Source organism: Aliivibrio sp. 1S175, from assembly GCF_001690985.1.
In the GTDB taxonomy this organism is placed as follows: domain Bacteria; phylum Pseudomonadota; class Gammaproteobacteria; order Enterobacterales; family Vibrionaceae; genus Aliivibrio.
In genome coordinates this window covers 15,411-31,454 of sequence record NZ_MAJS01000068.1, presented here as the reverse complement: position 1 = coordinate 31,454, position 16,044 = coordinate 15,411, and the positions used below count along the sequence as shown (strand labels likewise).

Below are 16,044 nucleotides of genomic sequence, written 5' to 3'. Positions count from 1 at the left end.
GGGCAGATAGATCACTATCTGCCCTTTTTTAAATCAGTTAATAATTCGTTATTTAACGAACTCTTCACCAATCGTAATATCGCCTTTCAATGTTTCTAGCATATTAGAAAGTGCTTCTTGCTCAAATGCACTCAGTTCACCATAAGACTGAACTTCTTCTACGCCATTTTTACCAAGTAGGATTGGTTGTGCAAAGAAACGAGTATGCTCGCCATTACCTTCAACATAAGCACATTCAACAACACCTTTCTCACCACTAAGCGCTCTTACTAGCGATAAACCAAAACGACATGCCGCTTGGCCCATTGAAAGTGTCGCAGAACCACCACCGGCTTTTGCTTCTACTACTTCAGTACCCGCATTTTGAATGCGCGGCGTTAATGCAGCAACCTCTTCAGCAGTAAACTCAACCCCTTCAACTTGAGAAAGAAGAGGAAGTATTGTAACCCCTGAATGACCGCCAATAACAGGAACACGGATCTCTCTTGGATCTTTATCTTTTAGCTCAGCGACAAACGTTTCAGAACGGATCACATCCAGTGTTGTAATACCAAACAGTTTATTCTTATCGTATACACCTGCTTTTTTAAGTACTTCTGCAGCTATTGCTACTGTTGTATTTACAGGGTTAGTGATAATACCAATGCATGCATTTGGGCATGTCACTGCAATTTTTTCAGCTAATGACTTCACGATGCCAGCATTTATATTGAAAAGATCTGAACGATCCATACCTGGTTTACGGGCAACACCTGCTGAGATTAAAACAACATCTGCATTATCAAGAGCAGGTGTTGGATCTTCACCACAGTAACCTTTAATAGAAACAGGTGTTGGGATATGGCTAAGATCCGCAGCCACACCTGGCGTTACTGGTGCAATATCATAAAGCGCAAGATCAGATCCTGCAGGTAATTGATTCTTAAGAAGTAATGCTAAAGCTTGTCCGATGCCACCTGCGGCGCCAATAACAGCAACTTTCATGTTGGTTCTCCTTGAGTATGTAGAGGTAATATTTTTATTATTAATTTATTTTCAAACTGAAAGTGACGTTATAGCAAGCTTAAATTAAATTCAATGCTATTCGCTTCGCTTTGCGACCTTACGCAATGACATCCTAATCGTGCTATAAATTCCCCGCGACTCTACTTGCATTTATCCTTGTTTGTAAATGAAATTGTCTTACGAATTAGAGATATTGAATCAGGTAAAGTGAATAATACATGAGTAAGTATTCACAGAAATGCCATTATGATTTGGTTATACCTAAATAATTATGCGAGAATAGTTAGAATTATTGCAAAAAGAATCAGACATCATGCGAAATAGTGAAAAGCAAGAACTACTAGTTAAAGAATTTAAATCCATTCTGAAAGCAGAACGATTTGGTTCGCAAGGTGAAATAGTTGATGCGCTTCGAAACTCAGGTTTCGATAACATCAATCAATCAAAAGTTTCACGAATGCTAACTAAATTTGGCGCTGTTCGTACTCGTAATGCAAAAATGGAAATGGTGTACTGCCTTCCTATTGAACTGGGTGTACCAACGGTTTCAAGTTCTTTACGTGAACTGGTTATGGATATTGATTATAACAATGCGCTGGTAGTCATTCATACTGGACCTGGTGCAGCTCAGTTAATTGCTCGCTTATTAGATTCTTTGGGGAAATCTGAAGGTATTTTAGGTGTTGTTGCTGGTGATGATACTATCTTCATTACACCAACAAGAAGCATCGAAGTATCAAAACTATTCGATTCTGTTTGTGATCTATTCGAATACAGTATTTAAAAATCAATTCTTTAATAAAGATCGCTTTTGAGATAAAAACGATCTTTTTCCTACAAGTTCTCCTCATAAAACTCACCATCAAATGCTAAATAAATGTTAACACCGCACATTATGCTAACTATTAATAGAATCAATAGTTATTTATTTCACAGTTTTGACATAATTTAATTAACACTATTTTAAAAAGTACGCATTAGTTTGCTATCATTCATACGCCATTTCTGTAACAGGAAATTTAAAGCGCTTCACAATGAAGTGAATAAATACGGTTTCTTACTCTCATTATCTCTCTCGTTTTAGAGATTATTTTAAATAGCAAAGAAACTCCATAATAAAGGAAGGGAATAACATGGCATTAGGAAAAGTACTTAAAGCAAGCGCTATCGCTACAGCAATGATAGGTGCGAGCATGGGTAGCGTAAGTGCTCAAGAATTTATTACGATTGGTACAGGTTCAGTAACTGGTGTTTACTACCCAACGGGTGGTGCTATCTGTAAATTAGTAAACAAAGATCGTAAAGAGCATAATGTTCGTTGTTCTGTTGAATCTACTGGTGGTTCTATCTACAACGTAAATACGATGCGTTCAGGCGAACTAGACTTTGGTATCGTTCAATCAGATTGGCAGTACCATGGTTATAACGGCACAAGCAAATTTGAAGCTCAAGGCCCTTACAAGAAACTGCGTGCTATGTTCTCTCTTCATACCGAACCTTTTAACATTATCGCTCGTACTGATTCAGGCATTAACAACGTCGCTGACCTTGAAGGAAAACGTGTAAACATTGGTAACCCAGGCTCTGGTGACCGTGCAACAATGGGTGTTGTTATGGATGCAATGGGTTGGACAAATGATAGCTTTAAGCTTGCTTCAGAACTAAAAGGATCTGAGCGCTCTCAAGCACTTTGTGACAACAAAATTGATGCATTTATCTATATGGTTGGTCACCCAAATGGTTCAATCAAAGAAGCAACAACATCATGTGATGCAAAACTAGTATCCGCGACTGGTCCTAAAATTGATAAGATCGTAGCTGATAACCCTTACTACGCATACAGTACAGTTCCTGCTGGCATGTACCGTGGCACGGAAGGCGATGTAAATAGTTTTGGTGTAGCTGCAACAATGGTGACTACTTCAGATGTTTCTGATGACGTTGCCTACAGCGTAGCAAAGGCTGTATTTGAAAACTTCAATACATTCAAACGTCTTCACCCTGCATTTGCAACACTGAAAAAAGAAGACATGGTAAAAGCCGGTCTTTCTATCCCGCTACACCCAGGTGCAGTGAAATATTACAAAGAAGTTGGTCTACTAAAATAGTATTTCTTCTGCGTGCGCGACATGTAATAAATAGCGCAACTATAAATCGAAGAGGCCAAATGGTCTCTTCGTTTCTTCGCAACACTTCTGATCTTTCCATGCAACGGATAACAATTAATAAGAAAACGGATTTGAAGATCAGTTCTTTCTAGCCTATATATTGGCTACATCCAGTAATCTAATACTTAATGATTGAGTATTAGCTTCGACCATCACTAAGGAAAAGTACATGACGCAGTCGTCACAAGATGTGCAAGAAATGGTGGCCCAATCTGATACTGGTGCTCGTTCACCGCACGGATTATCTGGCCGTATTTTATGGTTTGTTCCACTATGTTGGTCTTTATTCCAACTTTGGTATGCTTCCCCTTTACCGTTCATTTTTGATTTCGGCATACTTAACGATACAGAAGCTCGTTCAATACATTTAGCATTCGCTATCTTTTTAGCTTTCACTGCTTATCCTGCACTTAAAAATTCACCAAGAGATCGTATTCCTGCAATAGATTGGGTTCTTGCTTTTGCAGGTAGTTTTTCTGCTGCTTATATTTATATTTTCTATGCTCAATTGGCCGATCGTTCTGGTGCACCAACAACCCCTGATATTATTGCTTCAGTCGTAGGTATGGTGCTATTACTTGAAGCAACTCGACGAGCTTTAGGTCCACCACTAATGGTTGTAGCAGCCGTGTTCTTGCTTTACACCTTTGCTGGTCCTCATATGCCAGATGTGATCGCACATAAAGGCGCAAGCTTAAATAAAGCAATGTCACATCTATGGTTAACAACAGAAGGTGTTTTTGGTGTTGCCTTAGGCGTTTCAACCTCTTTCGTTTTCTTGTTTGTACTTTTTGGTGCCATGCTAGAAAAGGCGGGGGCTGGTGCTTACTTCATTAAAGTCGCCTTCTCTTTACTTGGTCATATGAAAGGCGGTCCTGCAAAAGCAGCCGTTGTGGCTTCTGGTTTATCAGGCCTTGTTTCTGGTTCATCGATTGCAAACGTAGTAACAACGGGAACTTTTACTATCCCATTAATGAAACGAGTGGGATTCTCTGGCGAAAAAGCGGGGGCCGTTGAAGTTGCCGCATCAACAAATGGTCAATTAACACCACCAATTATGGGCGCTGCTGCATTCTTGATGGTTGAATATGTTGGTATCTCTTATGTTGAAGTAATTAAAGCCGCTTTATTGCCAGCCTTAATCTCTTATATTGCACTGCTTTATATTGTTCACCTTGAAGCCTGTAAAGCTGGGATGAAAGGTCTTCCTCGTCGCCATACTCCAACATTAGTACATAGCTTATTGTCTTTTACAGGCACGATTCTTGGCTTGTGCGTCATGAGTGCAGCCGTGTATTACGGTATTGGTTGGACAAAAGATGTCTTCGGTGCCGCAGCAACACCAATTGTCACTGTTGCCCTACTGCTTTCTTATGTCGGCTTAGTTAGTATTTCTGCTAGATATCAAGAGCATGCCATGATGGATATTGATGAAGAACTGACTGAAGTTCCGGATCCCGGTCCAACCATCAAATCAGGCTTACATTTCTTATTACCTATTGTGGTATTAGTTTGGTGTTTGACCGTTGAACGCTTCTCTCCAGGATTATCTGCATTTTGGGCATCTGTATTTATGATCTTCATTTTACTGACTCAACGCCCATTAATAGGCTTCTTTGCTAAAGAAGGTAATGCCGTAAACCACGTAAAACAAGGGTTTGATGACTTACTAGAAAGTTTGGTCTCTGGAGCTCGAAACATGATCGGTATCGGCGTTGCTACAGCAGCAGCAGGTACCGTCGTGGGGGTTGTCACCTTAACGGGTATTGGTCTAGTAATGACTGATTTCGTTGAGTTTATTTCTGGTGGCAATATTATTCTTATGTTGTTATTTACTGCCGTGATCAGTTTGATTTTAGGTATGGGTCTACCAACAACAGCTAACTATATTGTTGTCTCTACCTTAATGGCTCCTGTTATCGTGACTTTAGGCGCTGCTCACGGTTTAATTATCCCATTAATTGCCGTACATCTATTCGTGTTCTATTTTGGTATTTTAGCCGATGATACACCGCCTGTGGGTCTTGCTGCATTCGCAGCCGCTGCAATAGCAAAATCAGACCCAATACGTACCGGTATTCAAGGTTTCACTTACGATATCCGTACCGCGATATTGCCTTTCATGTTTGTTTTTAATACGCAATTACTGTTAATGGGGATCGATTCTTGGTGGCACTTAGCTCTCACCATTATTTCATCAATCATTGCGATGTTGACCTTCTCTGCTGCAACGCAAGGCTGGTGGTTTACAAAAACAAAATGGTGGGAAGTTGTTCTATTACTCTTAATCACGTTCTCATTATTCCGTCCCGGTTTTTGGTGGGATAAGATCTATCCTGCTAAAGATTATTATCAAGGTATTGAGATTGCTCAAATTGCTGAAGACCTAAATGTGGGACAATCCCTCACATTAGAAGTTGTTGGTCAAAACCTTGAAGGCGATGTCATTAGTAAAACGGTTCGTTTACCTTTTGAAGATCGAGCCGTCTCTGGTGAAGAACGAGTCAGCTCTATGGGTCTAATGTTATCTGAAATTGATAATAAGATGATTGTAGATATGGTCGAATTTGGCAGCCCAGCCGAAGCTTCAGGTATAGATTTTGATTGGGAAATAAAGAATGTGGTTCTTGATGCAGACCGCCCATTAAAAGAGTGGGTATTTGTACCAACCCTTCTTCTTCTGTTTGCACTTGGCTTTAATCAGCGTCGTCGAGCTAAAAAGGAAAACTTGGCGGCATAAATTAATGAATGGAATCTAAGGGGAGAAGAACTCCCCTAATTAGGTAATAAAAAATTATGTATAAACAAATTTTGGTTCCAGTAGATTTAAATGACAAAGGCTTCGCTGATAAAGCGGTTGAACTTGCAGTTTGGCACGCAAAACATTCTAACGCTGAACTGCATTTATTAAATGTGTTACCTGGGATCCATATGTCAATGGTGTCGACTTATTTTCCTAAAGGTGCAGCAAAGCAAATGAAGGAAGATGTGTCAAAGCAACTGAATGAATTTGCGGCTAAGTTTGTAGACGAAGACGTGGTATACAGAGTACACGTTGCAGAAGGCAAACCTTATGTCACTATTTTAGATTACGCTGAACGCCTAGGTGCAGATCTAATCGTAATGCCAAGCCATAAACGATCTAAAATTGATAAAGTAATGTTGGGGTCTGTGGCGAGCAAAGTCGTAGAAAACTCACCAATTAATGTTATGGTTGTTAAACCTCAGGGTTAATTTTCCTATAACTGAAAATAAAAAAGGAGCCGGTGAGCTCCTTTTTTTTAGTTATATATTAAACGGCTACTGCTTAGGTAACGTTTTATAGTCAGGTCTTATTGGCGCAATATTCATTGAATCTAATACGCCTGATTTCGCTTCAGGATAAAACTCACAAGGTGCGAATAAACTGATGAATTTTTCCGTTTCTGGATGGTAAAAGCTCAGCTCAGCAGAGTGCAGTTGCAAACGCTCAGAAGACGCCAGAGCCTCTTCACAAGCATAAAACTCATCTCCGACAATCTCATGCCCCTCTTCCATCATATGCACTCGCAGTTGATGAGAACGGCCCGTAATCGGTAATAAGCGCACTAATGTTGTCTTATCTTCAACTTGTATCACTTGATACCCAGTTTGTGAGGGCTTTCCATGCTCGTAACACACCATTTGGCGTGGACGATTTGGCCAATCACAAATTAACGGTAAATCGATATGCCCTTCTGTTTTCTCAACTTTTCCCCATACTCGTGCGTAATACACTTTATGAGTTAAGCGATACTGAAACTGCTTTTTAATGTGCCTTTCCGCTTCTTTATATAAAGCAAAAATCATCAGCCCAGACGTCGACATATCAAGGCGGTGCACAAGCTGAGCATCTGGAAACTCAGCAATAACACGAGACCATACACTGTCATAGTGCTCTGGAGCTCTGCCGGGATTAGAGAGTAATCCCGCAGGTTTATTCACCGCAAGAATCGCTTCATCTTGATAAACAATATTAAGCGGTTCCATTGGTGGGTTGTACTCAAGCATTGCCATGATTAGTTATGGCTCACGACGATTAAACGCAGTGAATCAAGCTGTACTTGAGCTTTACCAATATAAGCTGAAAGCTCGCTCATTTGTGTTTCAATTTGAGTTAACTCTTCATCGCGAATATTTGGGTTTACTGCCTTTAACGCTTGCAAACGCTCTAGCTCAGTATTTAATGCCGTTTTCATTTCAGCGTTTGCATCGACTCGGACAGCTTCAATACGATCTTCAATGCTAACTTCAGCTTTATCAATCAGCGCGTGAATGTCTTTTTGCACAGAGTTAACCAGCTTACTTGCCATATGGCGATTAACAGGACTGAGTTGACGGTTAAAGCTTTCAAATTCAACTTGAGCCGATAAATCATTACCTTTGCTATCCATCATCAAACGAATTGGCGTCTTAGGTAAGAAGCGCCCAATACCACTTTGCTTAGGTGCTTGTGCATCCACCACATAGATCAATTCAAGTAATAATGTACCTACTGGTAAGGCTTTGTTTTTCAATAAAGAAACAGCCGTTGCACCGACACCCTCGGTAAGAACTAAATCAATGCCACCTTGAATCATTGGATGTTCCCAACTGATTAAGTTCATATCCTCACGAGATAGTGCTGTTTCACGATCAAACGTGATAGTACAACCTTCATAAGGTAAACCTGGGTAGCTCGACACCAACATATTTTCTGCAGGTGTAACAACAATGGCATTTTCACCTTTGTCATCCTGATTCAAACCAATAGTATCAAACAGGTTTAATGCAAAATTAACTAGATTAATATCGCCATCTGTCGCCGCAATTTTTTCGGCAAGTTTTTTTGCTTTATCACCACCATTAGAATGAACTTCTAATAAACGATCTCGCCCTTGTTCTAACTGTACTTTTAACGCTTTGTTTAATGCCGCTGACTCTTCAATCAGAGGTTCTAATCCATCTGATTTACCCGTTGCTAAAATAGCGATAATCGCATCCGAGAATTTTTCATACACAGCACGACCAGTAGGACAGGTTTCACCAAAGGCATTAAGGCCTTCATCAAACCAACGAGCCAGTAATTCTTGAGATGTGCCTTGTAGATACGGAACATGGATTTCAATATCACGTTTTTGACCAATACGGTCCAAACGACCAATACGTTGCTCAAGTAGATCAGGATTAAACGGTAGATCAAACATCACTAATTGATTAGCAAACTGGAAGTTACGACCTTCAGAACCGATTTCAGAACAGATAAGAACCTGAGCCCCACCTTCTTCTTGTGCAAAATAAGCAGCGGCTTTATCTCGTTCGATAATAGACATGCCTTCATGGAAAACCGTACCACGAATACCTTCACGCTCACGTAATGCTTGTTCTAGTTGCAATGCAGTTGAAGCACGAGAAGCGATAATCAATACTTTCTCGTTACGGTTTTCTTTTAGTAATTCAAGCAACCAGTTTACACGGGGATCAAACTGCCACCACGTCGCACTATCACCTTCAAATTCTTGAAAGATTTCTTCTGGATAAAGCATTTTCATTGCACGAGCTTCATCACTCATGCGGCCGCCCATCATAGTCGCAACACGCATTGACGTTGCGTACTGCGATGGTAGAGGCATTGGCATTAAATTTAAGTTACGTAATGGGAAACCTTTAATTGCAGCACGAGTATTACGGAATAACACACGCCCTGTACCATGACGATCCATTAAGTTATCGACTAACTCTTGACGTGCCTTTGCTTGTTCTTCTTCTGATGCAGAAGATTCAATAATTCTAAATAGAGGCTCAGCATCTTGCTCAGAAAGCAGATCTGCAATGCGATTTTTCGCTTCATTCGATAGCTTATCACCACTCATTAACGCTGTGACCGCATCAGCAACAGGCTGATATTGACGCTCTTCTTCAACAAACGCGTCATAATCGTAGAAACGATCTGGATCTAATAAACGTAAACGAGCAAAGTGGCTTTCATGACCTAGCTGTTCAGGCGTTGCCGTTAGCAGTAAAACACCTGCCGTTTCTTCTGCAATCGCTTCAATCACTTGATATTCACGGCTTGGTTTTGTTTGATTCCACTCAAGGTGATGTGCTTCATCGACAACAAGAAGATCCCAATCAGCTTCAACCACTTGCTCAAATCGACGTTTACTTCTGCGAATAAAATCTAATGAACACAATACAAGTTGTGCCGTATCAAATGGGTTTTCTGAATCCGCATAAGACTCAATGCAACGCTCTTCATCAAAAATAGAAAAATGCAGGTTGAAACGACGCATCATTTCGACCAACCATTGATGTTGCAACGTTTCAGGAACAACAATTAATACACGCTCTGCACGACCAGAAAGTACTTGTTGGTGAATGATCATACCGGCTTCAATCGTTTTACCTAAACCCACTTCATCGGCAAGTAAAACACGAGGGGCATAACGACGGCCAACTTCTTGAGCAATATATAGCTGATGAGGGATCAAACCAGCACGCATACCACACAAACCACGCATTGGGTTTTTATGTTGTTCATATTGATTTTTAAGTGCACGGAAACGTAGCGCAAAACGATCCATACGGTCAATTTGACCAGCGAATAATTTATCTTGAGGTTTATTAAAACGGATTTGGTGGCTTAATAACGTTTCTCGAAGAACTACGTTTGCTTCATCAGTATCTGTTCTTGTACCAATATAAGTTAATAATCCACCCTCTTCGATAACGTCTTCAACTTCCAAAGACCAACCTTCATGACTTTCAATTGTATCGCCTTTATTGAACATCACTCGGGTAACGGGTGCATCCTGTTTTGCGTATAAACGGTTTTCTTCTGATGCGGCAAAAAGTATAGATACGGTTCTATCGTCAACAGCAACCACTGTTCCTAAACCCAAATCACTTTCTGTATCACTGATCCAACGTTGGCCCAAAGCAAATGACATAGTAGTAATACACCTCAAAATTAATTAATTTATTTTATATAGAGTGAGAATTTATAATGAACCGAGAATAGACAGCCTTAAAATGGCGAGGTTCAAAAGGGCGCCAATCTTACTGTATGAGAGCAGTTAGGTCACGCCTATTTATCATAAAACTGAGTGTAGTCGATTATACCCAATTTGAGAGTGAAAAGTTTACTTAACCGCTTGTAAGTATCGCACTAATTGCATCGGATTATCTTGCGTTTCTAGGTCGCTCATATTTCCATAACTCAATATTTTCTGCTGACATATAAAAGCATAATGAGAAGCCAATGCTTTTGCATCCTGCAAACTGTGCGTTACCATCAGTACAGTTAAATTTTGTGTTTCAATTAATTGCTTTATCAACAAAATCATCTCCTCTTTTAACATGGGGTCAAGAGCAGAAAAAGGCTCATCTAAGAGTAACACTGGCTTCTTTTGAACAAGACATCGAGCTAATGCTACACGCTGTTTTTGTCCTCCTGAAAGTTGATCAGGCAAACGATGTAATAATGTATCGACACCAACTTGTTGAGCTGCATTTTGTACCTGATTTTTCTCAATATCTGTCAGACGCAAATTTGCTTTTATACCCAAACCAATATTATCTGCAATCGATAAATGGGCAAAAAGATTATGCTCTTGAAATAGCATCGACAATGGGCGTTGATGAGGCGCTTGTGATAACAAGGATTGTTGCTCAATAGTGATATCACCAGATTCAGGTGTAATAAATCCTGCTAATAAACTGAGTAATGTACTTTTCCCTGCGCCACTAGGCCCTAGAATTGCAACGACATCACCTTGATTTACTGCCAACTCAAATTCAAACAACTCTGAATGGTAACGATATTTCACATCAGAAAAACTTAACATTATGCTTCACCTTGATCCTTAGAGGAAAATAGCCATTCCACGATGCTAAATACCCCCACACTCAAAACTAATAAACTTAGAGAAATAACGGCGGCAGCCTCCATTTGATAGCTACCTAATAATTGAAATAGGTATAACGGCAAGGTTCTAAAATCTTGACTGCCAAACAAGGCGATAGCACTTAAATCTCCTACTGACATAATAAATGCTATCGCAAATGCATGAGCCATTGGCTTTCTTAACGCTCGCCATTCAATCAATCGAAAACGAGTAAATCCGTAAAGCCCTAAGCTTGCTGATAATAGTTGATATTGTTGTGCAATATGAAGTAATGGTTGAGCTAATGTTTTTATCACATAAGGCAGAGCCATTAATGCATTAACCAGTACCACAACCCAAATCGCTATTGAAAATACGTCCGTTATGTTTCGCAACAATAAAAATAACCCAGTGCTAATCACTAATCCTGGGGTGACTAAGATCATCGTCCCGATCAAATCTAATTTATCCGCTAATAAACGCTTTTGATTTAGTCTTAATGCTCTTGTCGTATGCAATAAAATAACGCCAAAAACCATAGCTAGTATTGCTGCACTTAACGCTACAATCAAAGAGTTGACCAATGCCAACCAAAATTCAGACGATGTTAGCACTGTTATCAACGCTGAATTTAGACCACTAATCACAACCATAAATAGCGGCGGTAATAAGAATAAAATAAGAAATACAATCCAAACTCTATCCCATAGTCGCTCTTTGGTTGAATCTTGATATAGCACTGCTTGATGTATAGACGCCGAATCAACAGCTACCGATGTTGAAAAACGTTGGATAATTAAAGAAAGTACGCCGCATAATAACATCTGCCACAAAGCTAAAATTGCACCTGATTGTAAATCAAAATCAAATTTAATTGCTTGATAAATAGCGAGTTCAATTGTCGTTGACTTAGGCCCCCCCCCTAACGCCATGACCGTAGCAAAACTGGTAAAGCACAACATAAAAACCAAACCAGCAACATGAGGAAGTTGCTGTTTAACTCTAGGCCAAGCAACCAATCTATACTTATTCCAACCAGCTAATCCTAAATGAGCCGATAATTGGTGCTGCTCAGTAGGAATTGAATCTAAGGTTTGTAAAAAAAGTCGTGTCGCAAAGGGAAAATTAAAAAAAACATGCGCCAGTAAAATGCCATTTAAACCATAAATAGAAAAAGGAAGTGAATAACCAAAAGACGCCAATAGATCAGCAAGGAGACCGCTATTCCCATAGATAGACAATAAACCAAACACACCAACCAACACTGGTAAAACAAGCGTTGTAGCACAGAGTTTTAGCAACAAGCCTCGACCTAAAAATTGTCGACGTGATAATGCATATGCGGTCGGAATCGCAAGACTAATACTAAGTAAAGTGGATAGAAATGCTTGGTATAAACTAAATTTCGTAATATAGCGGTAATAAGGATCAAACCAAATTAGACTTAAATCCAAGCTTGGTGATTCAAAAAACAAAGCACTGATCGCTCCACCAACAAAGCCAACGATAACAATTGCAATGAAATATCCCAAAACAGGGACAGAGTTATAAGAAGAGGTAATTTTCATAGTTGCCAAAAGAAAGGAGCACAATAGTGCCCCTTATTTCAATATTAGAATGTCAGGGCGTGTTGCCACTCACGGATCCATGATTTACGTTGTTGCGAAATCACTTGTGAATTAAATGACAGTGCTTTACTTGGTACTGTTAAGCTATCAAACCCCTTAGGTAAAGCGACATCCGTCACAGGATACATCCAGTTACCTGTTGGCATCGCTGATTGAAACTTATCACTTAAAACAAATTCAAGGAACTCATCCGCTAGTTTATTATTTTGAGAGCTTTTTACTTTCGCCGCCACTTCTACTTGAGTGTAGTGACCTTCAGAAAAATTAGCCGCTGCAAATCTATCGTCTTTTTCAGCAACCAAATGATACGCTGGAGAAGAGGTATAAGATAAAACTAAATCAGATTCGCCTTCTAAAAACATATTGTAAGCTTCAGACCAACCTTTAGTTACGGTAACCGTTTTCTTAGCCAGTTGTTTCCATGCTTGCGGCGCATCATCACCATAGACTGATTTCATCCACAGCAATAAACCTTGACCTGGTGTTGACGTTCTTGGGTCTTGATAAATAACTTTTAAATCATCACGAGTTTCAACTAACTCTTTTAAACTTTTTGGTGGATTTTTTACTTTTTCTTTATTGTAAACAAAGGCAAAGTAACCAAAGTCATAAGGAACAAAGGTAGTATCGTTCCAGCCACCCGGTAAAGTGACAGAATCGGTATTAACTTGATGCTGAGCTAATAACCCTGTCGCCTTCGCTTCTGCCATTAAGTTATTATCTAAACCTAACACGACATCTGCTTTTGCATTTTTTCCTTCTAAACGAAGTCGATTCAAAATAGAAACACCATCATCAAGTGCAACCAATTTTAAATCACAACCACATTGCGCTTCAAAAGCCGCTTCAATGGTTGGTCCTGGGCCCCAATCAGCGGCAAAAGAATCATAGGTATAAACAGTTAGGGTATCTGCAGCAGAAACAGAAAAAGAAGATGCCGCGACGATAGCTAACGCTGTCGGCAATAATTTAAATGGAGAGGAAATAGAAAGAGTGTTCATTATGTGCGCTTACATCCTTTTGAGCGGCACAGAATTAAGTTGATATTCTCAAGGAGGATGTCATCTCAATCCCTACGCCAGCATTATCTGATTCAGGTAGTACGGGTTTAAGCCAGTATTCTCCAATACTCACTAATCTCAGCTAGTCGCTCCCCGATGAGAGGCCATATTGTATGTGTGAATGATTTAATGAGCCAGAGGTTTATTAAACCTTCTGGCGCTGATCATATCCCCAGCGAGGAACAAGCCCTTGCTCTACACCTAAATGGTCTAATATCCGGGCAACCATAAAATCAATTAAGTCTTCAATAGATTTAGGTTGATGATAAAAGCCTGGCGCTGCTGGCATAATCGTTGTGCCCATTTGAGATAGCTTCAACATATTCTCTAAATGCAACGTTGAAAATGGGGTTTCTCGGACAACAAGAATTAATTGACCACGTTCCTTTAATACGACATCAGCAGCGCGTTCAATAAGATTATCTGAAATACCGTGAGCAATAGAGGCAACACTACCTGCAGAGCACGGGCACACAATCATTTGTTTTGGTGCCGCTGAACCTGAAGCGACAGGAGAGAACCAATCTTCTTTGCCGCACACTGTTAAATTCTCAGCCTTACAGGCTAAGTGCTCAACCAAAGCCACTTTCATTGCATCAGGGCCACTTGGTAGCTTTAAATCATGCTCTGTTGCCATCACTACTCGAGCAGCTGACGATATTAAAAAATAAACATGATAATCAGCAGCAAGTAAGCACTCTAACAGCCTTAATCCATAAGGAGCGCCTGATGCTCCTGTCATGGCTAATGTGATCGCTTTCTTTTTGGATTTCATTTATTGGCTCAACTTATCAAGTAATTTACCGTGAATGCCTTCAAAACCACCATTGCTCATGACTAATATCTGATCGCCTGGTTGTGCTTCTGCCACAATCATATCAACAAAGCAGTCAATATCATTATGGGTATAAGCGGGCTGAGTGCATTGTTGTGCAACATCATCTACCGACCAAGTGATATTATCTGGCTGGAAAAGATAAACCGAATCGGCTGCATGCAGAGAAGCCGCCAACGTATCTTTGTGAACGCCTAATTTCATGGTGCTTGATCGAGGCTCTAGTACCGCAATAATTTTCTTATCGCCCACTTTATTACGTAAGCCACCTAGCGTTAGATCAATCGCTGTCGGATGATGTGCGAAATCATCATAAACGCTCACACCATTCACTTCACCTTTCAACTCAAGACGACGCTTAGTATTAATGAATTTACCTAACGCTTCACAAGCTAAATCGGGAGTAACACCCACATGACGAGCAGAAGCTACCACCATCAATGCATTACTGACATTATGATCGCCGACTAAATCCCAATCAACCTGACCAACTTTCTCATCTTCAAAGTAAAGTTCAAATGAACTGCCGTCTTTCTTAAGCTTATTGGCTTTCCATTGACCACCTTCACCAGTAAATTCAAGCTCACTCCAACAACCTTGAGCGAGTACTTGCTCTAGTGGCTTATCTTGTGTTGGTGCAAAAATACGTCCGGTACTTGGAACCGTTCTAATTAAATGGTGGAATTGACGCTGAATAGCAGCAAGATCATCAAAAATATCCGCATGATCAAACTCTAGGTTATTCAGCACTAAAGTTCGTGGACGGTAATGAACAAACTTTGAACGTTTATCAAAAAAAGCACTGTCATATTCATCCGCTTCAACGACAAAAAACATACTTTCGCCTAATCGAGCGGATTCTCCAAAATTACCAAGTACGCCACCAACTAAGAAACCAGGTTTGTAACCACACTCTTCAAGAACCCATGCAAGCATACTTGCTGTCGTTGTTTTACCATGCGTTCCTGCAACAGCCATAACCCAGCGATCTTGCAATAGAAACTCTTGTAACCATTGTGGCCCTGAGGTGTATTTAAGATTTTTATCTAATACATACTCGACACAAGGGTTACCACGACTCATCGCATTACCAATCACAACAAGGTCTGGAGCAGGATCTAGCTGACTTGGATTAAAGCCTTCAATAATCTCAATGCCTTGAGATTCTAATAACGTACTCATCGGGGGATATACGTTAGCATCGCATCCCGTAACTTTATGCCCAAGTTGACGAGCCAATGTTGCTGCGCCTCCCATGAAGGTGCCACAAATACCAAGAATATGAATATGCATAATAAAAAACCGTCTTATATTAAATTAAGTGAGTAACCTCGATACAGAGTTACTTCAATACTCTTAAAAAGTTCTATGTTATAGAATGAATTACAGCAAACAGTAACACAACTACTGTAAAAATAAATCAGTACCTAACCCCACTTATCATTGATATCTAATAACAGAGAA

The 16,044-nt window shown here is 40.0% G+C and carries 12 protein-coding genes and 1 riboswitch; of the genes, 4 read left to right on the top strand and 8 right to left on the bottom strand.

What is annotated here, in order from left to right; all coding sequences use genetic code 11:
* Positions 1 to 48 precede the first annotated feature (48 nt).
* Entirely contained in the window at positions 49 to 984 is a 936-nt protein-coding gene (gene mdh, locus A6E06_RS14855) for a malate dehydrogenase (RefSeq protein WP_065592248.1), read from the bottom strand.
* 334 nt (positions 985 to 1,318) lie between these two features.
* Here mdh and argR point away from each other — a divergent pair, with 334 nt between their 5' ends.
* The 4 genes from argR (at position 1,319) to A6E06_RS14835 (ending at position 6,407) form a co-directional block, all read left to right on the top strand.
* Positions 1,319 to 1,789: a transcriptional regulator ArgR gene (gene argR / locus A6E06_RS14850; protein WP_065592249.1), complete on the top strand. Its 471-nt coding sequence runs from the start codon at positions 1,319 to 1,321 to the stop codon at positions 1,787 to 1,789.
* A 349-nt stretch (positions 1,790 to 2,138) separates the two neighbouring features.
* Positions 2,139 to 3,113 (top strand): TAXI family TRAP transporter solute-binding subunit, encoded by a 975-nt coding sequence (locus tag A6E06_RS14845; protein WP_065592250.1) that lies wholly within the window; start codon positions 2,139 to 2,141, stop codon positions 3,111 to 3,113.
* Between the two features lie 229 nt (positions 3,114 to 3,342).
* Positions 3,343 to 5,913 carry a TRAP transporter permease gene (locus A6E06_RS14840; protein WP_065592251.1) on the top strand — a complete coding sequence of 857 codons (2,571 nt, stop codon included), beginning with the start codon at positions 3,343 to 3,345 and terminating at the stop codon, positions 5,911 to 5,913.
* Positions 5,914 to 5,969: 56 nt separating this feature from the next.
* Positions 5,970 to 6,407 carry a universal stress protein gene (locus A6E06_RS14835; RefSeq protein ID WP_065592252.1) on the top strand — a complete coding sequence of 146 codons (438 nt, stop codon included), beginning with the start codon at positions 5,970 to 5,972 and terminating at the stop codon, positions 6,405 to 6,407.
* Between the two features lie 66 nt (positions 6,408 to 6,473).
* On the opposite strand, the gene A6E06_RS14830 is transcribed toward A6E06_RS14835, so the two are convergent.
* The 7 genes from A6E06_RS14830 to mpl form a co-directional block, all read right to left on the bottom strand.
* On the bottom strand, positions 6,474 to 7,208 hold the full coding sequence (locus tag A6E06_RS14830; protein ID WP_065592253.1) for a pseudouridine synthase: 735 nt from the start codon (positions 7,206 to 7,208) through the stop codon (positions 6,474 to 6,476).
* 2 nt (positions 7,209 to 7,210) lie between these two features.
* Positions 7,211 to 10,120 carry an RNA polymerase-associated protein RapA gene (rapA, locus tag A6E06_RS14825; RefSeq protein WP_065592254.1) on the bottom strand — a complete coding sequence of 970 codons (2,910 nt, stop codon included), beginning with the start codon at positions 10,118 to 10,120 and terminating at the stop codon, positions 7,211 to 7,213.
* 192 nt (positions 10,121 to 10,312) lie between these two features.
* Positions 10,313 to 11,017 carry a thiamine ABC transporter ATP-binding protein gene (gene thiQ, locus A6E06_RS14820; protein ID WP_065592255.1) on the bottom strand — a complete coding sequence of 235 codons (705 nt, stop codon included), beginning with the start codon at positions 11,015 to 11,017 and terminating at the stop codon, positions 10,313 to 10,315.
* Entirely contained in the window at positions 11,017 to 12,624 is a 1,608-nt protein-coding gene (thiP, locus tag A6E06_RS14815) for a thiamine/thiamine pyrophosphate ABC transporter permease ThiP (protein WP_065592256.1), read from the bottom strand. The genes thiQ and thiP overlap by 1 nt, the downstream gene beginning before the upstream one ends.
* A gap of 44 nt (positions 12,625 to 12,668) precedes the next feature.
* Positions 12,669 to 13,685 (bottom strand): thiamine ABC transporter substrate binding subunit, encoded by a 1,017-nt coding sequence (gene thiB / locus A6E06_RS14810; protein WP_065592257.1) that lies wholly within the window; start codon positions 13,683 to 13,685, stop codon positions 12,669 to 12,671.
* 52 nt (positions 13,686 to 13,737) lie between these two features.
* Positions 13,738 to 13,851, bottom strand: a riboswitch (TPP riboswitch).
* A 39-nt stretch (positions 13,852 to 13,890) separates the two neighbouring features.
* Positions 13,891 to 14,520: a flavin prenyltransferase UbiX gene (locus A6E06_RS14805; protein ID WP_065592258.1), complete on the bottom strand. Its 630-nt coding sequence runs from the start codon at positions 14,518 to 14,520 to the stop codon at positions 13,891 to 13,893.
* Positions 14,521 to 15,873, bottom strand: a complete 1,353-nt coding sequence (mpl, locus tag A6E06_RS14800) for a UDP-N-acetylmuramate:L-alanyl-gamma-D-glutamyl-meso-diaminopimelate ligase (protein ID WP_065592259.1) — start codon at positions 15,871 to 15,873, stop codon at positions 14,521 to 14,523.
* Positions 15,874 to 16,044 lie beyond the last annotated feature (171 nt).

Coding starts and splice junctions, on each gene's coding strand:
- mdh (WP_065592248.1), bottom strand. CDS start 984: ATGAAAGTTGCTGTTATTGGCGCCGCAGGTGGCATCGGACAAGCTTTA.
- argR (WP_065592249.1), top strand. CDS start 1,319: ATGCGAAATAGTGAAAAGCAAGAACTACTAGTTAAAGAATTTAAATCC.
- A6E06_RS14845 (WP_065592250.1), top strand. CDS start 2,139: ATGGCATTAGGAAAAGTACTTAAAGCAAGCGCTATCGCTACAGCAATG.
- A6E06_RS14840 (WP_065592251.1), top strand. CDS start 3,343: ATGACGCAGTCGTCACAAGATGTGCAAGAAATGGTGGCCCAATCTGAT.
- A6E06_RS14835 (WP_065592252.1), top strand. CDS start 5,970: ATGTATAAACAAATTTTGGTTCCAGTAGATTTAAATGACAAAGGCTTC.
- A6E06_RS14830 (WP_065592253.1), bottom strand. CDS start 7,208: ATGGCAATGCTTGAGTACAACCCACCAATGGAACCGCTTAATATTGTT.
- rapA (WP_065592254.1), bottom strand. CDS start 10,120: ATGTCATTTGCTTTGGGCCAACGTTGGATCAGTGATACAGAAAGTGAT.
- thiQ (WP_065592255.1), bottom strand. CDS start 11,017: ATGTTAAGTTTTTCTGATGTGAAATATCGTTACCATTCAGAGTTGTTT.
- thiP (WP_065592256.1), bottom strand. CDS start 12,624: ATGAAAATTACCTCTTCTTATAACTCTGTCCCTGTTTTGGGATATTTC.
- thiB (WP_065592257.1), bottom strand. CDS start 13,685: ATGAACACTCTTTCTATTTCCTCTCCATTTAAATTATTGCCGACAGCG.
- A6E06_RS14805 (WP_065592258.1), bottom strand. CDS start 14,520: ATGAAATCCAAAAAGAAAGCGATCACATTAGCCATGACAGGAGCATCA.
- mpl (WP_065592259.1), bottom strand. CDS start 15,873: ATGCATATTCATATTCTTGGTATTTGTGGCACCTTCATGGGAGGCGCA.